Origin of the sequence: Kineothrix alysoides (assembly GCF_000732725.1) — a bacterium.
GTDB lineage: Bacteria > Bacillota > Clostridia > Lachnospirales > Lachnospiraceae > Kineothrix > Kineothrix alysoides.
The window spans coordinates 1,733,170-1,755,075 of record NZ_JPNB01000001.1 but is presented as its reverse complement, the minus strand read 5'-3'; the positions used below and the strand labels follow the sequence as shown (position 1 = coordinate 1,755,075).

Annotated in this window: 17 protein-coding genes; 14 read left to right on the top strand and 3 right to left on the bottom strand. The window is 44.2% G+C overall.

The genetic code is table 11. The features are described from left to right. Positions 1–54 precede the first annotated feature (54 nt). The 11 genes from CC90_RS0108290 to CC90_RS0108225 all read left to right on the top strand — a co-directional run bounded on the left by CC90_RS0108290 (position 55) and on the right by CC90_RS0108225 (position 14,288). A complete protein-coding gene (locus tag CC90_RS0108290) occupies positions 55–825 on the top strand; it encodes an IclR family transcriptional regulator (protein ID WP_031390328.1) in 771 nt (256 codons plus the stop codon). Positions 826–1,208: 383 nt separating this feature from the next. Continuing rightward, entirely contained in the window at positions 1,209–2,537 is a 1,329-nt protein-coding gene (locus CC90_RS0108280) for a methyl-accepting chemotaxis protein (RefSeq protein WP_035315255.1), read from the top strand. A 451-nt stretch (positions 2,538–2,988) separates the two neighbouring features. Next, positions 2,989–3,465: a glutathione peroxidase gene (locus CC90_RS0108275; protein ID WP_031390326.1), complete on the top strand. Its 477-nt coding sequence runs from the start codon at positions 2,989–2,991 to the stop codon at positions 3,463–3,465. Positions 3,466–3,619: 154 nt separating this feature from the next. Further along, entirely contained in the window at positions 3,620–4,168 is a 549-nt protein-coding gene (locus tag CC90_RS0108270; protein ID WP_031390325.1) for a glutathione peroxidase, read from the top strand. Positions 4,169–4,216: 48 nt separating this feature from the next. Beyond that, a complete protein-coding gene (locus tag CC90_RS0108265; RefSeq protein ID WP_031390324.1) occupies positions 4,217–5,161 on the top strand; it encodes a DUF1848 domain-containing protein in 945 nt (314 codons plus the stop codon). 252 nt (positions 5,162–5,413) lie between these two features. After that, entirely contained in the window at positions 5,414–6,562 is a 1,149-nt protein-coding gene (locus tag CC90_RS24990) for a GNAT family N-acetyltransferase (RefSeq protein WP_330373204.1), read from the top strand. A 271-nt stretch (positions 6,563–6,833) separates the two neighbouring features. After that, the gene (locus tag CC90_RS0108250) at positions 6,834–8,759 is read left to right on the top strand and encodes a methyl-accepting chemotaxis protein (protein ID WP_031390322.1); all 1,926 of its coding nucleotides are present in this window, start codon (positions 6,834–6,836) and stop codon (positions 8,757–8,759) included. Positions 8,760–9,026: 267 nt separating this feature from the next. Beyond that, the gene (locus CC90_RS0108240) at positions 9,027–9,557 is read left to right on the top strand and encodes a hypothetical protein (RefSeq protein ID WP_031390321.1); all 531 of its coding nucleotides are present in this window, start codon (positions 9,027–9,029) and stop codon (positions 9,555–9,557) included. Between the two features lie 103 nt (positions 9,558–9,660). Continuing rightward, on the top strand, positions 9,661–11,997 hold the full coding sequence (locus CC90_RS23005) for an N-acetylglucosaminidase (protein ID WP_031390320.1): 2,337 nt from the start codon (positions 9,661–9,663) through the stop codon (positions 11,995–11,997). A 10-nt stretch (positions 11,998–12,007) separates the two neighbouring features. After that, positions 12,008–13,771, top strand: coding sequence for a hypothetical protein (locus CC90_RS0108230; RefSeq protein ID WP_031390319.1), 1,764 nt, complete (start codon positions 12,008–12,010; stop codon positions 13,769–13,771). 91 nt (positions 13,772–13,862) lie between these two features. Beyond that, positions 13,863–14,288, top strand: a complete 426-nt coding sequence (locus CC90_RS0108225; protein WP_031390318.1) for a cupin domain-containing protein — start codon at positions 13,863–13,865, stop codon at positions 14,286–14,288. 7 nt (positions 14,289–14,295) lie between these two features. On the opposite strand, the gene CC90_RS0108220 is transcribed toward CC90_RS0108225, so the two are convergent. Genes CC90_RS0108220 through CC90_RS0108210 form a run of 3 tightly spaced genes read right to left on the bottom strand, consistent with a single transcriptional unit; the run spans position 14,296 to position 18,544 of the window. Further along, complete coding sequence (locus tag CC90_RS0108220; protein ID WP_031390317.1) at positions 14,296–16,530, bottom strand: transglutaminase-like domain-containing protein; 2,235 nt, start codon at positions 16,528–16,530, stop codon at positions 14,296–14,298. After that, a complete protein-coding gene (locus CC90_RS0108215) occupies positions 16,527–17,609 on the bottom strand; it encodes a DUF58 domain-containing protein (RefSeq protein ID WP_031390316.1) in 1,083 nt (360 codons plus the stop codon). The genes CC90_RS0108220 and CC90_RS0108215 overlap by 4 nt, the downstream gene beginning before the upstream one ends. After that, positions 17,606–18,544, bottom strand: coding sequence for an AAA family ATPase (locus CC90_RS0108210; RefSeq protein ID WP_031390315.1), 939 nt, complete (start codon positions 18,542–18,544; stop codon positions 17,606–17,608). The genes CC90_RS0108215 and CC90_RS0108210 overlap by 4 nt, the downstream gene beginning before the upstream one ends. Positions 18,545–18,779: 235 nt before the next feature. Here CC90_RS0108210 and CC90_RS0108205 point away from each other — a divergent pair, with 235 nt between their 5' ends. The 3 genes from CC90_RS0108205 to CC90_RS0108195 all read left to right on the top strand — a co-directional run bounded on the left by CC90_RS0108205 (position 18,780) and on the right by CC90_RS0108195 (position 21,833). Beyond that, the gene (locus CC90_RS0108205) at positions 18,780–20,282 is read left to right on the top strand and encodes a methyl-accepting chemotaxis protein (RefSeq protein ID WP_031390314.1); all 1,503 of its coding nucleotides are present in this window, start codon (positions 18,780–18,782) and stop codon (positions 20,280–20,282) included. Between the two features lie 168 nt (positions 20,283–20,450). Beyond that, entirely contained in the window at positions 20,451–20,990 is a 540-nt protein-coding gene (locus CC90_RS0108200; RefSeq protein WP_031390313.1) for a DUF6323 family protein, read from the top strand. A 33-nt stretch (positions 20,991–21,023) separates the two neighbouring features. Then, positions 21,024–21,833: a DUF6179 domain-containing protein gene (locus CC90_RS0108195; protein ID WP_051869332.1), complete on the top strand. Its 810-nt coding sequence runs from the start codon at positions 21,024–21,026 to the stop codon at positions 21,831–21,833. The last annotated feature ends 73 nt before the right edge of the window (positions 21,834–21,906 follow it).

The following is a 21,906-nucleotide window of genomic DNA, read 5'->3' as shown; positions in this document are numbered from 1 at the left end:
GACTGTCCGGATGAATGTACAGATGGGAAAAACGAAGGAAACGAGGATAGGAATATGGCATATACGGAGCATAGGTCGACGGCAAGGATTCTGCGGATTCTTGAACTGGTGGCGCAAAATGAAGAGGGATATACCTTATCTAAGCTGGCGGAGCTTTTAGATGCGCCGAAGGGAAGCATTTTTCCGATGATACAGACCTTGAAGGAATTCCATTTCCTTAGGCAGGAAGAACATACCGGTTTATACAAAGTCGGGCCTGCAGCATTTCAAGTCGGAATGTCGTTCGTGAATAACGGCGGTACCCTAAAATATGTGGAGAAGGTATTGGAGGACATCGTAGACCAATGTCTTGAGACGGTTCATTTTGCGGTTTTGGATAAGGGGAATGTAGTTTATTTATTAAAGAAGGACTCGCCGCAGGCGATTCGGATGATTTCATCTGTCGGAAAGACCCTGCCCGCTTATGCTACAGGAATCGGAAAAGCGATGCTTTTAGACTGTTCCCTGGAGGAATTGCATCAGATATATCCTGACGGCCTGCATAAGATGACGGATAATACCATAGTCGATTTCGATGTGCTCTACGATCAGCTTACCAGCTTTCGCGGCGACGATGTGTCTTACGAGAACGAAGAATCCAACAAGGACGTACAATGTGTGGCAGTTGCAATCCGCAAGTCGGGTAAAATCATTGCCAGCGTCAGCGTAGCGGTTCCGATATTCCGTTGCACCGATGAAAAACAGTCGGAAATCAGAGAAATTTTATTAAAAGCTAAAAAAGTATTAGAGAAATATTTCATGAATGAAACGGTGAGCTTCAGCTAGATATATAAGATGCTACACTGAGGAATCAAAAGCGGGAATGAAATTATCTTCTTCTGCCATGACGGAGGGAGATGCTTTTGAAGTTGCTAAGCATGCTGATGTGAATGTGATTCTTGATAAATATATATAATCTGATCGATTAAATAGTTTTATGCGGGCCTCTCAGTGTCATTTCTGAGAGGCCTTTGTAATTAGGAAAGTACACTTTGCCGAAGAAGCAAATGGAGGTCCCGCTGCGTCTGTAAGTAGCGATAAAAAAGAATAAGATTTTAATAAAGATAATAAGAATTTAATAATAGATTCACGCAGAAACACGAGACAAAAAATGGAAAAGGTATTATAATAAATTCATATTACAAGAGGAAAAGGAGAGAAACTTACATATGGAAATGGATGCGACAAAGAAAAACAAAGCGTGGATACGCCTTCTATGCATGATTGCCGGGCCGGTAATCGCCTTCGGTCTGGCAACTGTTTTTATACTGATGCAGGTGGCGGGACAAAGGATGAGTGTTGGATTTGCGATATTGATTCTTGTCATACTTTTGCTAGTGTTAGGGGCGGTTATCTTTGGCTTTATCGAAGCCATTTTAAAGAATCTGGGGAAATTGGCTAAGAACTTCGATAAGATTGCGGACGGAACGATGACGTTGGACGGCAATAAGCTGACGGAACGCAAGGACGAGCTGGGACATATGATGCGGAATGTCAACGAGATGATGAAATCCTTTGCAAAGGTCGTAGTGGGAATAAAGAATGCAGTAGATTCTCTGGACTCGGTTTCCGGCGATTTTCGTGAATCTTTTGATAATATGGCGAAGGCTATGGAACAGGTAGGCCGTGAGGTTGAGAGCATCACCTTGAATACGGTATCTCAGGCTGATCAGACGAAAGAAATTGAAAGTGAGATACTGTATATCAGCCATGCAATAGAGACCATTGCGGCTAATATAGAAGCGCTGACAGAGAGTGCGGATAAGATGAAGGATTATAATCAATCATCGGAAGCGATCATGCAGGAGCTGGTAACTATCAGCGAAGAGAACAACGAGTCGATTGAAAATGTTAGAAATCAGACGGACCTTACCAATCAGTCGGCACTCGAAATCCGTCAGGCCACAGAAATCATTGCAGGAATTGCCAGTCAGACGAATCTGCTTGCGCTGAATGCATCTATAGAGGCGGCGAGAGCGGGAGAGCAGGGAAAAGGCTTTGCAGTAGTTGCCGAGGAAATACGTACCTTGGCGGATCAGTCGAGAGAATCTTCAGAACATATTAGCAAGATTGTCAGTATATTAATTGAGAACTCGAATGTGAGCGTGGACGTCACCCAGAAGGTATCCGATGCGTTTGTACAGCAGAATGAGAAGATTCGCCAGACAAAAGATATTTTTGCAAAGCTGAATCAGGAAATTGTCAGCGTGGGTTCCGCTATCGATGGCATCAATACTGAGGTCAATACGCTGGATGGTCATAAGGATGTAATGAAGGATGGTATCGTTTCCTTAGCCGATGCGGCCGAGAGAAATACGGCGAGTGCAAAGGAGACTGCCAATGCGATGCTGGAATTTGAAGGTCTGGTAACGGACTGCAAGCAGGCAACGGATAAGATTACTTCGGTAACTCAGGACTTGGTAGGAAATATCGATAAAATCGGTATGACGGCGGAGCGCAGAAAAGCCATGTTTGGAAACTGTAAAAACGACGATTGATCATATAGGTGGCAAGGGTGGCCGGTTGGGCAGACGGAAGAAATTCTGGAGCAGACGACTTTGAAGAGTGAGAAAAGCTAACCGGAATATAATGTACGAATTTCGAAGAAAACCCAAAGTGAGAAAGAATAGAAAATTGTGTTTAGGCGGGTTTGCAGCAAGAGTATTGCTGCAAACCCGTTTTTTGTGTGCGAGCGAAGTACGCTTTTATTCTTTAATAGGAAAATGCTCCTATTAAAGAAAGATAAATGCGCAGCTACGCGCGCGGAACAAAAGTTGTGCTGTCGAAGTTCTTATCTGAGAGAGTGCGCGAAGCACACTTTTGTTCTTCTATGCAGTTTTTATACTATTTTTTAGGATAAGGATTGACAAACTAAAATAAGTTGTGTACAATTTAAAATAAATAGAGAACAATTATATTGCAAGCAATTAATAGGAGAGGATAAAAAGTATGAGCATTTATGATTACACAGTTAAGAATAAGGAAGGGAAGGGGGTTTCATTGTCTGATTACAAAGGAAAGGTGCTGCTAATTGTGAATACGGCGACTGGATGCGGTTTCACACCGCAGTATAACGGTTTGCAGACCTTATATGAAAAGTATAAAGGAGAAGGATTTGAAATTCTGGATTTTCCTTGCAATCAATTTGCGAATCAGGCGCCCGGCAGCGATGATGAAATTACCAGCTTTTGTGGCCTGCGCTATGGAATTACATTTTCTCAATTTGCCAAGGTTCATGTGAACGGTGAGGATGAGGAGCCTTTATATACTTATTTAAAATCTCAAAAGGGCGGCGTCATGGGGAAGAATATTAAATGGAACTTTACGAAATTTTTGGTAGACAGAAATGGCAATGTGACGGAGCGGTTTGGTTCGGCGACTACACCGGAGAAACTGGAGGAGAAGGTCAGGAAATTGCTGAAATAAGAAAAAGAGAGAATAATTAAAGCAAATAAAGTATAATAAAGATAAAGAAATAAAGAATAAAATAGAAATACAGCATTAGGAAAACAAAAGCAAGGAAACAAAATCAAGAAAACAAAATCAAGAAAACAAAAAAAGACTTGAAAGGAGAAAAATTATGAATAATGTTTATGATTTCAAGGTAGAGGATACAAAAGGGGCGAAGGTTTCTTTGTCCGATTATAATGGAAAGGTACTTTTAATTGTCAATACCGCGACACAATGCGGATTTACACCCCAGTATGATGTTTTACAGGACTTATATGAGAAGTATCAGGGAGAAGGCTTTGAGATTTTGGACTTCCCGTGCAACCAGTTTGGAAATCAGGCGCCCGGAAGTAATGAGGAAATCGGAAGTTTCTGCGATATGCACTATGGAATTACCTTTCCCAGGTTTTCTAAGATAGAGGTTAACGGTGAAAATGCAATTCCGCTGTATAAGTACTTGGTGGAGCAAAAAGGCTTTGAAGGGTTCAGCCCGGAAAGTAAGATGACTCCCGTCTTGGAAGATGTGCTGCTTAAAAGCAATCCGAACTATAAGAACGAACCGGATATTAAATGGAACTTTACCAAGTTCCTGGTAAATAGGGAGGGGCGTGTAGTGGAAAGATTCGAGCCTACGGAGGATATGGGATATGTAGAGGATAGAATCGTGCAGGTATTGTGATTTGTCCCGGACGATTATCCAAATGAATGACAGAGAGGTACAGGGAAGATGCTACTGAGCGTAAGCAGAAGAACTGATATTCCTAATTATTATTCGGAATGGTTTTTTAACAGGATAAAAGAGGGCTTTTTACAAGTCAGGAATCCCATGAATGAGCATCAAATCAGCAAAATCGATTTATCACCTGAGGTAATTGACTGTATCATTTTCTGGACGAAGAATCCCGCTCCAATGCTGGAGCGATTGGATGAACTTAAGGACTATAAATTTTATTTTCAATTTACGCTCACCGGTTATGGAAAGGATATGGAGCCTGGACTTCCGAATAAGCGGGAGGAGCTTATACCTACATTCAAACGGTTATCTGAAAAAATAGGGAGTGATAAGGTCATTTGGCGGTACGATCCCATTTTATTAAACGAGAAGTATAGCAGGGAATACCATATTAAGACGTTTGGGGAAATTGCAGATAGCTTAAATGGATATACCGAAAGGGTCGTAATAAGTTTTGTGGATTTATATGCTAAGACGATGCGCAATACGGCTGGGTTGAATGTTAAGAGAATGACCGAAGCTGAAATGATCGGAATGATAAAGGGCATGGTGAAGATTGCCAATAGGAATCATATGGAAATAGAAACCTGCACGGAGCAAATCGAGCTTAGTCATATTGGAGTAAGGCACGGCAGTTGTATCGACAGAGAGCTGATTGAGAAAATCATCGGTTGTAAAATAGCAGGAACAAAGGATAAAAACCAGAGAGCGGGATGCGGATGTTTAGAGAGCGTAGAAGTGGGCACTTATCATACTTGTGAAAACGGATGCAAGTACTGCTATGCGAATTTCAGCGATGAAAAGGTGGAGAGAAACGTAAGACAGTATGACGTAAATTCACCTCTGCTGTGTACAAGCATAGGTCCAAAGGACAAGATTACGGAAAGAAAGATGAAATCGTTAAAAGAAGAGCAGCTTAACCTTTTTGACGTTTTGTAACTTTAATTTTATAACGGTTTATACTGTAAATTTTTATGGCGGAATGAAAAGATGTTGTGTTTTCATTTCGCCATAGTATATTATAAATAGGTAACTGTGCTATTGCCGTATCGTGAAATCGTATATGAAATTGGAGAAGATTATAAGTTTCGCAGCGGGCTGATATTGCAACGTTTTGACTTGATATTTGTGCATAAGATACACAGGAATATGGCACAAGATACTCATACTTTAGGAGGAGCCTAGGTAAACATGAAAGACATAACAATAAGAAGACCCGGAATAGAAGAGCTTGAGCGCATTCACGCCTTTTTCGAGGAGGTACTCGTGGATACGTTTAAGAAAAATAATGTATATGACAGGAAGGAATTGCTTCAGGAAGAGATTTGGGATAAAAAAAGAGGTATTGCACAAGATTTCGATACGGAGGGGGAGGAAAGATTTTTCCTTTTGGCGGAGCATAAAGGCGAAATCATCGGTTCCATCGAATATGGACTCTCTAACGATTTGCTGAACTCATGTACGGAAGGGGAGCTTAAAGATATGCTGGAAATCGGTACGGTTTATGTGCGCCCGGACTGGCAGAAAAGGGGTGTTTCTGTCTTATTAATGCATTCTCTGTTTGGGGTATTGAAGGAAAAGCAGGTAGAGGAAATCTGCTTTGACAGCGGATACAAGATTGCCCAGAGCATATGGTGCAAGAGATTCGGTAATCCTGCGTATTATCTGGAAAATTACTGGGGGGAGGGGATCCATCATATGGTATGGAGGGTGAAGATAGAAGAAGCATTAGAAAGGTTAATACCTAAGCGGGACGAAAAGTCCTTTAAAATATTATTGCTCTGTGCCAAAGGATTTGAAACCATGGAATTTAGTGTATTTATAGACGTATTAGGTTGGGCGAAGGAGGAATACGGGCACGATATTTCAGTGGAAACCTGTGGTTTTACGGTGACAGTGCTCAGTACCTTCGGTGTGCCTGTCATTATGGATAGACTGATAGAAGAGATTCGAACCGAAGAATACGATGCCCTGGCAATTCCCGGTGGTTTTGAACAGTTTGGGTTTTATGAAGAAGCGTATGACGAAAGAACCTTAAATCTAATCAGAGATTTTGACCGGCAGGGAAAAATCATTGCATCGGTATGCGTGGGAGCACTGTCCCTTGGAAAGAGCGGAATCCTGAAAAACAAAAGAGCGACAACCTATCATCTTCAGGGAGGCCGCCAAAAGCAATTAGCAGAGTTTGGCGCTATTGTAGTCAATGAGCCGGTGGTGGTGGATGAAAATATCATCACCTCATACTGTCCGGAGACTGCTCCCCATGTAGCGTTTGAACTGTTAAAGAAACTGGTGGGTGAGGAAGACATGCTTGTAGTAAAAAGAGCTATGGGGTATTAAAAGGGGGAGAATCTAAAATGATAGCATTTTTAACAAGTAGTCCGGGCGGGTCATATATAGAGGATGGAATACGAAAGCCCTGCGAACTGAACCGGATGAAAGAAGCGTGACATTTATGCACTTATCGATATAATTGTCTCAAATTTCGACTTGGTAATGTATTTGTATTCATGGTATAATATCCGCAGGGGCATGTTGCAAATTCAATGTTACATCCTGCGTATCGGCGGGAATGGGAATAGAACGTACAAGGAGAAGAGGAGAAGGTAAGATGAAGAGAATCAAAAGGGGTTATAGCAGCAAAGAGTTAATGGATAAGCTTTATCGGTGGGATTTTACAGAAGAAGAGAAGCTGCAGGAAGGCGAGGAATTTCATAAGCAGTTATGGAAGCAATATAAAGACTTCTTTTACCGCTTCTGCGGAGACTTCGATACGGTCAAGATTATTTCGGAGCAATTTGAAGGAATCATTGAAGGTATGCTGGAATCCTCGGACAGCATTGGCTTTGCTGCACAATACATATCGGACGGCTCCAAGCGGCAGAGAGAGGAAATCAATTCCTGTGAAAATATTGCGGAGATATTGGCGGATAAAATCAATATGATGGGGGATAAATCGAAGGACTTGATCGATTCCGCAAAAGAAATGGGAGAAATCAGCGATAGCGGAAAGGTTGCCGTGGAGAATCTGACGCTCAGCCAGAACAGCAACCAGACCGTAAATAATACGATTATTACAGAAATCTATCAATTGCTGGAAATGACCAAGAGCATCACCGGCATTACGGAGCAGCTCAATGAAATCGCAGACCAGACGAATCTTCTCTCCCTGAATGCTTCCATAGAAGCGGCGAGAGCGGGAGAAGCAGGAAAGGGCTTTGCGGTAGTTGCAGATGAGATAAGGAAGCTGTCCGACGAAAGCCATCGCGCCAGCGGGACGATCAGCCAGAATATAACGGAAATCATGACTCAGCTCAATCAATTGAAATCGGCGGTGGACAGCTCAAGAGATACCTTCGAGCAGCAGGAAAAAGCGGTAACTGAGGTAATCGAGGCATTCAGCAGAATCGACAGTCATGTGGAGGGCTTCGTATCCGATCAGGAGATCTTCTATAGAGAAGTTACCGGACTCGGAGAACAGAAGGAGAGCCTGTTGGATTCTTTCAGAAACATCCTTGCAGTTAATCAGGAGTCCGTGGCTTCTACGGAAGAGGTGGCATCTCTTACAATGAGTCAGAGCAGTACGGTAAAGACCATGGAGAAAATGGCAGGCAAGCTAAACGAAGGAGTTGGAATATTATCCTCCGATTTATCTAAGATTCAGATAAAGAAGGAAGAAAGGCGGCAGCAGAAAATCGCTATGATATTCGACATCGACTGCGATTTCTGGGAGCCGACTGCGAGGGAAGCGAGAAAAACCGCTAAGGCTTTGCATTATGAACTGGAGATTTTCGCACCGAAGTCCAGGAATCAGGGAGCAGAGGAGATGCTTAAGGCGCTGCAAAGCTTCGTAGAAAGAAAGTTCGACGCTATCGTTATAAGCCCTATCGACAGCCCGCAAATTCGTAATCTGTTGAAATCAGCAACACAAAACGGAACAAAGATTATATTCATCAATTCGGCCTTAGAGGGCGTAGATTATGAGGCACTGATAGAAACCAACGGTTACGAGCTGGGTAAAAATGCGTCGAAGGCTGCGAAGCAGTTTTTAAGCAGCAGCGGCGAGGCAGTAGTAGGACTTTGGTCAGACATCAAGATACAATCCATAGAAAACAGGGCACAGGGCTTTGTGGATGCACTGACAAAGGAAGGCGTTATCGTACATAAAATAGATATTCCGAGCAATCCAACCCAAAAGGATGTGGAAGCTGTAATGACTCGGGTGCGGAAGGATTACCCGAATGTAGAAGTTGTTTACGCTACGGATGTACTCTGGGGCGTGGCTTACGGAAGTTTTGCCGGACATCAGGGCACGGGCATCAAGATTGTAACGGTAGATTTTACCGCTGATATTGCCGCACAGATCAAAAGAGGCGGAATCGACGTGGCGATTGCACAGCGGGCGTTTTCTTGGGGAAGTATGGCCTTGGATTTCCTGGCAGATGTATTCCAGGGGAAATCTGTTGCGCGTTATACGGATACGGGAACCTTTGAGGTGAACCGGAGTAATCTCGCCTTATACGAAAAAAGAATGTAATTTTCACGTGTACGACAGAATTCAATGGTCTGACGGATTTCATATTATCCGTCAGACTTTGTATTGTAATAGAAAAATATTCTTATGAAATAAAAGGGAACATGATATTATAATCAATTTCAAACAGTTTGCTTCTGAGGAGAAGAAAATGAAACTTATGGCTAAAAAGTGCAGTGCGGAGTTTGGAGGGCAAAAAGGCGCAGTTAAAGTACGTTACGGGGCTGATATGCCCGCAGTTTATGAAATGGCAAGATAGGAGACTGACGTATGAGGAGAGAGAAGAAGTTAAAGGGAGGCATATTTTTTTATATTTTCTATATGGGATATTTCTTTATTATTGGATTTGTGCTGTTTTTGAGTATGGAATATATTCTGACAGGAGGTACTGATAACAGGATGCTGAGCAAGGCGGTGGTTATCTTTGCATCCTATATTGGAGCTTCTTATAAGTTTAAAAAATCCGCAAAAAAAGTAATTGATGAGCTTCTCGGATCCGAGACAGAAGGAATAAGAAATATTCTGGAGGATGTTAAGCTACGCAAGAAAGTGGAAATGGCCGTGGATAGTGCAGTGAAATTCGGAGTAAAAGCGGGAACGAGGAAGCTGGAAAAGCTGCAAGCTAAGGCAGATAGTTATGATGATAAGGCTGTCCTGTATTATATCGAAGGAATCTTGTACGAAACGAGTGGAGATAAACAATCGGCAATTTATAATTACAACCATGCACTGCAAATACGGCCTTATTTTAGTCTGGCGGCGAGCAAGTTGGAGGAGCTTTGGGGGAATCAATTTACATAATTTGGAGTGCCTGCGAGAATTGTCATTTACAGCCGCCTTTTGTATAATGAAAAGGTGTTTGTAAAGGGGAAAATACAAACGATAAGAAAGGCAAAATTATTATATGAGAAAATTGACAGTGCTGTTAGCGGCATCGATTTTATTCGTATATTTGTTTCCTGTTCCTATAGTTACTTTCCCTGTGCTGGCAGAAGGAAATTCTAGTTTTGAGAAGATTTCGGTCAGTGAAAATGACGTGAATACTATTAATACTGGAAGCAGTGGAATAGAAGGGGCTTCCGGCGCCGGAATAAGTGCCGGAACAGAGGAGTCCTCTGGGGACAGCGACGATGAAGAAGCGGATAACCTGAATGCGACAGGGTTAGAGACGCAGTCAGGAGAAGAGGCAGAACCGATAACTTCTTCGGCGGCAGATACATACAAAACAGAAGAAGATGCTGCACGAATGGAAGAAGCATCAAATGCCTTAAAAAATATTTTAGGGGATCATACGGTAATAGCGCTGGTGTATTTGTGCGACGAATATTCCATACGAATGGAAGCTTTGTATGACAGCAACGCAGTGATAACCGTGCCCAGCGGACAGCAGGTGCAGATTAAGGATGTTCTTGCGGATGAAAATGACGAGCTGTGGGTATATGTTACTCTATATTTCCAAGAAGCGGAATATAGCGGATATATTCCGAGGGCTTATCTGGCATGCTCCGACGAAGTGTTTCTGGAATGGGAGGAGTCTTATAATAACAGTTCGGGTAAAGTGCTTCCTTTTGCGGCAGCCAGAAGCGCTATTCAGACTTATGCGGATATCGAGCAGTTTCCCGATAGTTACAAAGCAGCGCTGACGGCGTTGAAGCAAGCGCATCCCAAGTGGACCTTTGTAAAGATGAATACCAATTTAGACTGGAATTATGTCGTATCGGAGGAAATAAAGGATGGAAGGAGTCTGGTAGAATCTTATTTGCCGGCTTACATGCAGGAAGGAAAGTATAGTGAGAAGTGGTCCTATGCATCGAAGGGAGCGTTAGAGCATTATCTCGATCCGAGGAACGGCCTGAACGAATCACGTATTTTCCAGTTTGAGCTCCTTACCTATAACGAATCCTATCATACGCAAGCGGCCGTACAGAGCTTTCTGAATCAGACATTCATGGCAGGTACTGCTCCCAAGACCTCACTTACTTACGCCAATATATTTTGGACGGTAGGCTCAGCGCTGAAAGTAAGTCCGTTCCACCTCGCTTGCAGAGTATATCAGGAACAGGGAAAAGGAACCTCTTCTCTGATCTCCGGGGTCTACTCCGGGTACGAGGGCTATTATAATTATTTTAATATTGCAGCTACGGGAAACAATGACAAGGCAGTGATAGAAAGTGGGCTTGCCAGGGCAAAAGCAGAGGGCTGGACGGATGGATATACCGCTATTTTGGGCGGTGCAAAAGTCATCTCACAAAATTATATATTGAAAGGTCAGGATACCCTGTACTTACAGAAATTCGATGTGGATGGAAGCTATAACGGGCTGTTCTGGCATCAGTATATGCAGAATATATGCGCTCCGGCCAATGAGGGGGAGAATATACGCAAGCTGTATAACAGCGCCGGTTCCCTCGACAACACATTCGTATTCAAGATACCGGTCTATAACAATATGCCGCCGGAGGCATGTTCCATACCGACAATATCCTACAGTGTATCTCTGGCACCTCCTGCGGGATATTCAGATGCCAATATATATCTGGATGGAATCGGATATGCGGCGACTGTGCGTGATGGGAAATATGTGGTAACAGCCGCAGGCGGAAATGTGAAAACTGCCGTAATGTATAAATACAACGGGGCAAACGTTCCGATAGGAATGTATGTCTGGACACTTAAGCATAATGGCACCGTTTATGAAGCAACTGCGGTTCCCGAGCTGGAGGATATTCTTTCATACCACGGCTTTTCTATCCGGATCACGGGAAAGTCCGGTATACGTTTTAAGACGGGTATATCGTCGAGTCTTCGGTCTCAGCTCGTTTCGGGAGGAACTGCCGGATATGTGCTGAAGGAATATGGAACTCTTGTTATGAACAATTCGAACAGGGCACAGTATCCTTTGGTAAAGGGGGGAGAAAAGGTTCTGAGCGGTATGTCCTATGGCAAAAATGCGGATGGAATATTGGAGGATAAAATATACGAAACCGTCTCGGGAAGACATCGTTTTACCTCAGTTTTGGTAGGTTTGCCTGCCAATCAGTATAAAGTGGAATATGCCTTTCGCGGATATATTATCCTTACAAAGGATAATGCGGAGGTGATTTTATATGGGCCTACTGTATGGAAGAGCATCTATTTGCTGGCGAATCAAGTGCTTTCCGGCGGTCAGTATGAGAAAAATTCCAGCGCTGATTTATTTCTTAGAAAATTGATCGAGGACGCGGATAAAGCAGGAGGATGACAGGAAAAGGATGAAAGAAGGAGAACATAAAGCGATGAAGAGGAAAAGGAAGGTTGTGGTAATTTTCTCCATTTCTCTGCTGCTGCTTTTAGGAGGATGTGCACAGGCAGATAAAGGAACGGAAGAAAAAAAAGAAGAAACGGCTTCCGGGCAGGCGGGTGAAAATTCTGCTGATCCAAGTCTCGGAGAGGAAAAAAGCGCCATAGAGGAATATGAAATAAAATATGCCTCTGGAGAATTCACGGCCGATGATTATAAAGAGCTGGCTAATTTGTATGGGGAAGAAGGTATGCGCAAGAGGCAGCGCGACCTGCTGGAGCAATGCTACCGCCTATATAACGACGTACAATGTATAGAATTATTAAAAGATATAACAGTGAATATAGAGGAGGAGAGCGATGGGATAAAGGCGGAGGCAGAGCGCCTGCTTTCGAATCTGAGCACTCCCGGATATTTGGATGAGGCGGCAGGGATGCTTCTTAGTGACGACTGGCAAAGCCTTATGATGCCGAAGCTGCGTGAGGGCAGCAGGCGGTATTATATGACGGACGAGGCGGGAAAGGCGGCGCTTTGCTTTGAGGCAGGATATGACGAATCGGATGAGAAGTATTCAAGTGCATGGTATGTAGCGGATGACGGCAGTGTATCGGGGCTGATGCGAAGAGAAGACAGCCTTCAGATGTTAACCACAAAGCTCGTAGACGGGAAGTACCAGGGGGATTTTGAAGCATGGCTTTGTATGGCTGGGAGCGGATATGTATATCATGAGACGGGAACCTTCGAAAACGGGGTTTGCACCGGGGATTATACTGCACAGGTAAGCTATGACCATGAGGCATCCGATTTGTTCGCTCTGTGGAGCAATAGAGCAGATATGGATATGACGGAGTATAGCGGAGCATTTAAAGATGGCGGTATAACGGCGGTAGCGCAGTTGGACAGCAGCCGGAAGAATGTGGGAAACGGGGAGGACAATTTCATCGTATATGCTTATACAGCGGATAAGAGTGGATATTTGTTCGTGAATGTACCGGAGGAAGCGGCAGCAGGTTCCTTTGTTTTCGATTGTTCTGCGCTCGGAATGGAGCCTTATCCTGAGATTGCCCTATATGAGCCGCAGATGAAAAATGATTCGGGAACTCAGGAACAAATGATTGACAGCGGAGCGGTTAAGGTAAGAATCTATGATTCCAATATTGAATGGTTCGACGGCAGCAGATGGCATGTGCTGGGCACAGTAGAAGATTACCGAAAGGCAGACCCTTTCGAAGCATATGAGAAAGAACAATTTCCTGCGGACAATGGGAACGCACAAACAGATAACGAAATCGGAGAAACAAACGGCGGGACCGAGAAAACGGGCGGCAGTAAATCTAAGCCTTACGAAAACAGAGGAGTGGGAATCATAAAAAAAGATGTGCAGGAAGGTACATCTAAGTCTTCAAAGGCAGGTGCAGCTAAAACGTCATCAGCTTCTGCGCCGTCCGGAACAGAAGTACCGGCAGTGCCGAAGCAGCCGGTGCCGCAGGCGGCCGCACCAGCCGGTTCAGGAGACAGCAGCCAGAATAATGCCGGTGGTCAAAGTGCCGGAGGCGGAAGTACGGGTAGCGGCGGACAAAGCGCCGGAGGAAGTTCGGACAGCGGCGGTCAAAGTTCAGGCGGTGGAAATACGGACAGTGGAGGAAGCCAGCCCGACAGCGGAAGCGGTGGAGATAACGGAGGTGACAGCAATAGCGGCGATGTAGACATCGAGTGGACGGATGATATCCTCTAAAAATAATGAGAGCGAAGTAAAATACATACGCCATCACAAGAGTATGTTTTGCCGCATATGATGTTCTAAGAGTAGGAAAAGGAGTTTTCCTATGAACTATTATCGTGGCATAAGCAGTACCGATTACGGACCGCTTTCCTTTGCCACAAACGTCGAGCATGAAACTAAGCGGAACCAGAATTTCCGCACGGCATTATGGACCGGTTCAAATTTACAGATGACAGTTATGTGTATTCCGGTATATGGAGAAATTGGCATTGAGGTACATCACAATACTGACCACATCCTCAGCGTGAAGGAAGGGCAGGGACTCGTTAAAATAGGAAATTATGTGGATCGACTGGACTTTCAGCAGCATCTGTCCGCAGGCGATACAATCTTCATACCGGCGGGTGTTTGGCATAATATAATTAATTCTGGCAAAAGTCCGCTTAGACTTTCCTCTGTCTATGCGCCGCCTGCACATCCGAGAGGAACTGTCCATCGGACGAAGGAAGAAGAAAGAGAAGGGTATTAGCTTCTCTTTATGCATTCGGCATCACAAAATACAGCAGACGTTTCATACGGCCGCATTGCTTTAGATATTTTTTTTGCAAGGAGGAGGTATAAGCCTCCATCACCTTGATATTCATGTCTGAGATAGGGCGGCCTCCGAAGCGGATGCTTTGGAACAAATCACATATATCTAAAAAAGAGTATTCGGATGTGTCCAGACTACCTTCGGTCCGGGCGCCGTAATCCGAAAGGGTTTCTCCTGCATCTATGGGATAACCATACAGCCTTCCGAATTGGAAGGCTTTTTTCATGTGAAACTGTATCTTCCCGTAGTCGCTTCCTGCCATGTAGCGCCGGTGCTGTAATTGGTTTCGTAAGAGAAGAAGGAGAAAGATAATGAAGCTTACGATACACATAAGGAGCAGACCATCCAAAACGAAGAGTAAAAGCTCCTTCCCACTTTCCAGGACAGAGAAATTGGTGATTTCATAGGTTTCGTTTTCTTCAGGAACCGGAGAAGGATTTGCATAAGGAATGGTTGGCGTAGTGATGGCAGCGGCAACGGCAGTTTCCCCGCTTTGCCCCCATGCCGTGTTAGTGACTGTGTAGTAGCGGGGCGTAGGGTCGTAGGGAATCCAGCCGATATTATCGATATATACCTCCACCCATGCATGAGCATTGTTGCCGGAGAGGTTCAGGGTGCGGTTATCATAGTGGTAGGAACCATTAGAAACAAAGCCCTCCACATAGCGGGTAGGAATGCCCTCACAGCGTCCGAGAACCGCCATCGCAGAGGCAAAATATGTACAGTAGCCGGTCCTGCTTTGGAAGAGGAACCCGTCAACTACGTCCGCTTCTTCGGGAAGCGGCTGGGGAGAAGTAGTATAAGTATATTCGCTCAGATAATTCTCGATTGCCTTCATACGGTCATAGTCGTTATCTTCTTTGGATGTAATTTCTTCCGCCAGTGAATAAACACGGGAAGGGAGTGAATCGGGAAGGAGCGTATAATGTTCATGGATGAAGCTCTGCCTCTTAGCGGCTGCTTGCGTAAGAGAAGGAATGACCCTCCATGCATGCCCCCTTAAAAGCTGTTTTACCTTTTCGTCAGAATAATTAAGCTCCATAAGATGGAGCTGATAATGAAAGCCCATGCCTTGTGCTTTGGAAAGCCGGAGCCCGTCACCGTAAGCAGAGGCGGTGGGCTTCTCGTTAAAAAGCAGGATGTTCTGGGTAAATGGGGCGAAGAACAGGCTCTTTGTCTTCAAGCTTTTATAGGTAATATTGTAATAGCTATAGTTTACCAGCTCTTCGATATCCTCCTGTGAATAAATACTCTGTGAAAGAGAGGACATCAGCCCATCGTATTGCAGGATGTATTCTTCTCCCTCGTAAGGCTTCCCTGCCGCGCGCAGTTCCCAACCATGACCGTTATAGAAGTCGCGTATGTTTCCTGCCAGATAAAGAGGAGCCTTGGTCTGGTCGCCGATAATGGAAATCTGTGGACTATCGGAGGAAAGGACTTTCCCTCCGATTCCGCTATCCTCGTCATAACCGGCAAAGCTTAGGGAATAGTTGCCGCTGTCTCCGGAAAAGAAATACTCTGCATTTATAATGAGGGCGGTCAGTTCCTCTCGTACCGCTTTAAACACATTTTTTACTGCATGCCATCGTATTGGCGTTTCTTTCACGGGCAGAAGGAATAGGAACAGCATGGCCAGGAAAAAGAAGGGTGTCAGGTAAAGTATTTTCTGCCCTGCTTTTCCTTCGGAAAACGCACAGGAAAGCTCTGCAAGAAAGAGCAGAAAGCAGAACAAAATAAGGCATACGGCCCATTTTGAGAGGGAAAGTTTCTGTATGCTGAAAACAATGAGGCAAATAAGCTGAGAAAAGCAGAGCAAGGCTTTCAGCCATAGCCTTTGACCGGTCAGATAGCACAGAATGGAAAGCGGAACGCAAATCGACGCCAAACCGAGAAAATAGAAATATGGGACGAGATTTTTGCCTCCGGCATATAAAAACAGGTAGACAAAGACGAGCAATACTCCCAGGCTGCTCCACAATGGAAAACGGAGATTTTTTTCTTCCGCCGTATAAATGAAAAATTGCCAAAGCAGGGAGGAAAGCAGGAAAAAAACAGTGCGATAGGGAAGTGAAAACAAGCTGTCTGCAAGCAGAATAAGGCCCATGCAAAGAGCAGCCGAATAAAGTATTTCATAATATTTTCTTAAGCTTCCGGTCTTTTCGACAATCCAATTTTTCATAGGGACAATCCTCCGGTATCAATTAGGATTACTTCGTTGCCGATTCTGCCGTTTTCTTCCGTGTAACGCCTTAAATCGCCTGAGACGGAGGCAGTAATGAGGATGACGGCATAGGAATGAGCTGTCTGTGAACTATAATTTGCCCATACCTTTTCTAAGGGAAGAGAAGAATGAAAGGAAAGTACAGCACAAATCTCATAAAACCGCTCGAAACCGGTCCGGGCATTTATGAGAAGCTCCTTTAGCTTATCATCCTCCATATATACGACGCGAACGGGAATCTGCTTCAAATAATAGTCGTGTACGAAGGCGATTACGGACTCGATAATATTATCTTCCGTTTGCAGACGGATATCGATATCTCCCGGAATGGGAGATAAATCCATGATAATTACGGTTTCGAACAGCTCTTCCGGCATTTGTTTTCGAACGAGAAGTTCACCGGTTTTGGCAGAATTCTTCCAATGTATGTATTTTAACTGGTCTCCGGGACGGTATGGCCGCGCTTCGTAATCGGGAAGCTCCTGAAGCTTGGAAACGGAGAAACGAGTGTTCTTAGGATCTTTCTTTTGCAGGTCTGCCATAAGGAGTTCTAAAGGAAGGATACGGGGCATAGCGGTAAGCCTGACCTGCGTCGTCATAGGGTAGGTAATGGTAAATAGCCCTAGGAAGTCTGTAACGGAGACGCTTTTTACACCTACCGGATAGGTACCTCTGTATTTACAGTACATCTTTGTATCCACACGGAGAATCTGATGAGGAAGCAGGCATAAGTTATTTATATCCTTGCGCTCTTCTATCGTTACCATATCGGAAAAATAGTGAAGAGTAATGTCGGTAAACGGAATGAAATCCTCGTTTGCCAGAATGAGGCGGTAAGGAACCTCCTTCGCTTTCACCACAGTCCGGGAAACCTCCTGTACGATTTTGAAGCGGAAATAAACATATATGGAATAGGTAAGAGCAAGAACTGGAATGAGCAGGGCGAAGTAAAACAGCATATATGGAATATTGCCTCCCCGAAAGCTGGCCAATACTATGGAACCTATTAAAAAAATAAAATAAATTATTTTTCTCATAGGATGGGTACCTTTGTCTGATGAAGCGCTTCTTCCAAAATATCCTTTTCCTTTTTCCCTTCCAATCTGGCTTCTGAGGAAAGGATGAGACGGTGCATGAGCACCGGCTGCGCAAGCACGGTAATATCTTCAGGCGTAACATAAGAGCGCCCGAGAAGGTAAGCCCGGCTTCTTGCTGCGCGGGTCAGTGCGATAGCGGCCCGGGGGCTGGCGCCCAGAGTAAGATAACGGCTCTTCCTCGTATTGCGGGCAATTTCTACGGCATAGGTAATAATATCTTCATGTACGGTCACGGCTTTGACTTCTTCCTTTATATGAAGAATTTCCTCTTTGGATGAGACGGGAAGAAGGCTCTTTAAAGGCTCACCTTCCATGATACGGCGGACGATATCCGTCTCTTCCTTGATTTTTTCAGGATATCCCATAGAAATCTTCATCATAAAGCGATCCAGTTGGGCTTCAGGCAGACGATAGGTACCTAGCTGTTCTATGGGATTTTGCGTGGCGATTACCATGAAAAGCTGGGGCAGAGAATAGGTATTGCCATCCACCGTCACCTGGTGCTCTTCCATGGCTTCCAAGAGACTGGCCTGCGTCTTTGGCGAAGTGCGGTTGATTTCATCGGCAAGAAGAATATCGTTCATCACAACGCCCGCACAGTAACGAAATTCACCCGTTTGCATATTGTATATCGTCATGCCGGTAACATCGCTTGGGAGAGTATCAGGAGTGAATTGAACTCTGGCAAAGCTGCATTCGATAGACTGGGCCAGCGACTTCGCCAAGGTGGTCTTGCCCACTCCGGGCACATCCTCTAACAGAAGGTGGCCGTCGGAAAGCAGCGCGATGAGAGAAAGCTCAATGACACTGCGTTTGCCGACGATGACAGTTTCCATATTGCTTATGATCTTTTGAAGCGTTTCGGATTGAGGCATTGCATTTGTCCCCCTTTATAAGAAAGTAATATTATAAGAAAATAAATATATTTTTATTATGTATCAGAGGATACGATTTATCAATACAATTCTATGTATATTTCAATAATATCTATAATTAAATGTGAATTTTATCTTGATATTTTGTTTACTTTGAATGATAATAGTAAGATAGTGAACATAAAGTAACGTATTTACAACAATCCTAAGGGTCAATGGAAGGAGCAGATAAGAAATGAATGGAGTACAGTTAGATTTAACAGATGAAAGAGTGGCGGAGCAGAGCAGAAACTATACGGCGATAGTCGGTGTCTGTATTATGAATGCCATTCTCGCAGCAGCATATTTGATAGAGGTATTAAAAGGAGCGAGGACAATAGGATCCTATGCCATAGTGGCAGCCTGTTGTATTCTCCCAAGTATTTTGGCGATACTGGCTTATTTTAAGAAGAAGGAGACCAAGGCAGTCCGCTACATTACAAGCGTAGGCTTTTCGCTGCTTTACACCTACATTTTATTTACCTCATATACCAGCCTGTCGTTTTGCTATGTGATCGTGATCTTTGTAATCTTAGCCGTATATGTAGATATGAAGCTATCCACAATTCTCGGAATCTATGCGCTGCTTGCAAATGCCGTATTAACGGTAGACAAGGTTATGACGATGGAGATGTCTGCGAAGGATATTACGGATACGGAAATCATGTTCGCATGTCTTATATTGACCGGAGTCTTTACAATAATGGCACATTCCAAAATTTCCAAGATAAATAATGCCAATATAGAGCGGGTGGATAAAGAAAAATCAAATTCGGAGGAAGTGCTGCAAACGGTTCTTCAGGTGGCGGATTCTATGACTGCCGATATTAATAAGGCCGCGGGAGAGACGGAGCAGTTGGAGAAATCCATCGAGGTGACGAAGGGTGCCATGGAGGAGCTTACCGGAGGGGCTAACGATGCGGTAGCGGCAATTTTACAGCAGCAAAAGAATACGGAGGAAATCAACAAGAGCATCGAGGAGGTAGAGGAAGTTACGGACTCTATTATGAATGATGTAAAGAATGCGGAGCAGAACCTTACCAATGGGCGGGAGGCGATGGAACAACTGATTCATCAGATGAGCATATCTGAGGAAGCCAGCCGGAAGGTGGCGCAGGAGATGAAGGAGCTTTTGGCTTATGCCGATAAGATGCAGGGAATTATGGCACTTATCAGCAATGTGGCATCACAGACGGGATTGCTTGCTCTGAATGCCAGCATTGAGGCAGCCAGAGCCGGAGAAGCAGGAAGGGGCTTTGCAGTTGTTGCATCTGAGATATCCAGCCTTGCAGGACAGACTAGCCACGCGACCGGAGATATCAATGACTTGATTGAAAACATTACAAAATCCTTAAGCGAAGTAACGGAATCCGTCGGAGGACTTTTGGACAGCAATAAGGTACAGGGCGGCTATGTAAATGACACGGCGAATAATTTCAAGCGGATTCAAACGAGTACGGAGGATATTTTCGGACAGATGGGAAGACTGAAATCCATGGTGGGCACGGTATCGACCTCCAACCGTATGATTATTGAAAGTATAGGAAATGTATCGGCTGTAACCGAGGAAGTAACGGCAGGTGCCAATGAAACCTACGAAGGAAGCAAGTGGAATCTGGAAAGAGTGGAGACCTTGGCGCGAGTTATGGAAGGTCTTAACGAGAATGCGGAACAGCTGCGCATGATGGAGCGGAAATAAAGAAGTCAATACACCATATCGGAAAAAAGAGAGGCGATAAATCATCGTCTCTCTTTCTATATATATAATACCACAAAAATAACTTTTTTTCAATTCTTGTATTTAAATATCTTTGGTATACAATAAATACTTACTTAAGTGATAAGGTTGAAAAAAAGGGGGTTATGTATGCAGGAGGAACTATTTGAAGTACTCGCGGCAGCGGGGCAGAAACAAGAGCTTGAGAGGGTAATTGCATGCAACGAAAAGACACAGAAGTTCGGGCTGGCATTGACGCAGGAGGAAGCCCGGATGCTGGTACAGTGCAGGCAGGATGCTTTGAAAAAGCAAAGGAGGGTGGAGTTCGGAGAGGGAATACTGCCACAGCTGATACAAGCTTTTTGCGATTCTCAGTATATTGACAGGGACAACTATGCGGATACCCTGGTGCAGCTTCAGGACGTTTTTTACTTGTATAAGAATGAGGCTGAGGATAATCTGACGGATGATGAATTGATTGAGGTGATGAAGGAATTATATGAAGAAATCTGTTTTGGTTCCGTCGAGTACCTTCAGGAAACTTGCTTAGAGCGATTCGCCCGCGCCGTGCGCGCCGGTTATCGGGGCTATATAAGCAGCGGAGGAAAGGGGGACTACGAGATATTTTCGGAGGAACAGCGCTGGGACAGAGATTTATACCTTCAGGTGCTGTATGAGGAACTGAGCTGAAAATCTTACGGTCCTAAAAGAAAGGGGAACGCTATGGAATACGGGATAGAAGAATTGCTTCCGGTTGTAAAATATTTAACAGAGAAATACACCAGCAAAGAGAGCACCTCCATAACCTATGAGAAAGCGCAGCAGCTTATGGGGGCAGTGCTGTACTGCGTTGAGGAAAGAGAGATGCACTTGCAGGGAGGGGATGGATCTGAACACACACAAATTGTCGAAAGCGGAGCGAGAAAGAGCGCCATGGAAACGTACAAAGAAGGCTTTCAGCTTGTTATGGACAAGGTGAGCGAAGCGAAGATCATATATGAAGAAATCATGGTGGGCTTCGACGCCTATGAAAGCCGTTGCTGTTACGATACGGTTGTAAGAGGAATGCCGGCATTTTTTGTGCATTACGATGCGAGATTTTTTCCTCAGAACCATATGCTGACATTGGATTATCCGCTGCTTGTAAATATACCGGATGAGATTTGCGGCGTGGACTTGATCTACAGTTATTTAAAAGCAATACGATTGGAACAGCGCTTTCTCCAGGCTTTTCCCAGAAACTATATTATTGAGGCACAGCGAGAATATCATAGGGGGTATAAAGAATTATTCCTCAATGTAAGTTCTGTTGTCATGCGATACATTGTAAGAAGAATGCTGGAGCAGGAAGGAGAGGCGTGTAAGGGAAGTGCGGAGGAGATAGAGCATAAGATGAAGGCACTGTTTCATTTATTTATGGAGCAAGAGTATCGCAAGAGAGAGGAAAAGGATTTCTGTGTAGAAGCGGAAAATTATGTGCAGGAGGATATCCATTCATTTGCTGTGGAATACAAAAATTATGTGCACGTATAGTAACAAGCCGCATAGGATAACATTGTAAAAAGAAAAATCAGATGACATATCGCATCTGTGGGACAATAGTTTA

Excerpts from the sequence above, each read along its gene's own strand:
- CC90_RS0108290 (WP_031390328.1), top strand. The coding sequence starts at position 55 with ATGGCATATACGGAGCATAGGTCGACGGCAAGGATTCTGCGGATTCTT.
- CC90_RS0108280 (WP_035315255.1), top strand. The coding sequence starts at position 1,209 with ATGGAAATGGATGCGACAAAGAAAAACAAAGCGTGGATACGCCTTCTA.
- CC90_RS0108275 (WP_031390326.1), top strand. The coding sequence starts at position 2,989 with ATGAGCATTTATGATTACACAGTTAAGAATAAGGAAGGGAAGGGGGTT.
- CC90_RS0108270 (WP_031390325.1), top strand. The coding sequence starts at position 3,620 with ATGAATAATGTTTATGATTTCAAGGTAGAGGATACAAAAGGGGCGAAG.
- CC90_RS0108265 (WP_031390324.1), top strand. The coding sequence starts at position 4,217 with ATGCTACTGAGCGTAAGCAGAAGAACTGATATTCCTAATTATTATTCG.
- CC90_RS24990 (WP_330373204.1), top strand. The coding sequence starts at position 5,414 with ATGAAAGACATAACAATAAGAAGACCCGGAATAGAAGAGCTTGAGCGC.
- CC90_RS0108250 (WP_031390322.1), top strand. The coding sequence starts at position 6,834 with ATGAAGAGAATCAAAAGGGGTTATAGCAGCAAAGAGTTAATGGATAAG.
- CC90_RS0108240 (WP_031390321.1), top strand. The coding sequence starts at position 9,027 with ATGAGGAGAGAGAAGAAGTTAAAGGGAGGCATATTTTTTTATATTTTC.
- CC90_RS23005 (WP_031390320.1), top strand. The coding sequence starts at position 9,661 with ATGAGAAAATTGACAGTGCTGTTAGCGGCATCGATTTTATTCGTATAT.
- CC90_RS0108230 (WP_031390319.1), top strand. The coding sequence starts at position 12,008 with ATGAAAGAAGGAGAACATAAAGCGATGAAGAGGAAAAGGAAGGTTGTG.
- CC90_RS0108225 (WP_031390318.1), top strand. The coding sequence starts at position 13,863 with ATGAACTATTATCGTGGCATAAGCAGTACCGATTACGGACCGCTTTCC.
- CC90_RS0108220 (WP_031390317.1), bottom strand. The coding sequence starts at position 16,530 with ATGAAAAATTGGATTGTCGAAAAGACCGGAAGCTTAAGAAAATATTAT.
- CC90_RS0108215 (WP_031390316.1), bottom strand. The coding sequence starts at position 17,609 with ATGAGAAAAATAATTTATTTTATTTTTTTAATAGGTTCCATAGTATTG.
- CC90_RS0108210 (WP_031390315.1), bottom strand. The coding sequence starts at position 18,544 with ATGCCTCAATCCGAAACGCTTCAAAAGATCATAAGCAATATGGAAACT.
- CC90_RS0108205 (WP_031390314.1), top strand. The coding sequence starts at position 18,780 with ATGAATGGAGTACAGTTAGATTTAACAGATGAAAGAGTGGCGGAGCAG.
- CC90_RS0108200 (WP_031390313.1), top strand. The coding sequence starts at position 20,451 with ATGCAGGAGGAACTATTTGAAGTACTCGCGGCAGCGGGGCAGAAACAA.
- CC90_RS0108195 (WP_051869332.1), top strand. The coding sequence starts at position 21,024 with ATGGAATACGGGATAGAAGAATTGCTTCCGGTTGTAAAATATTTAACA.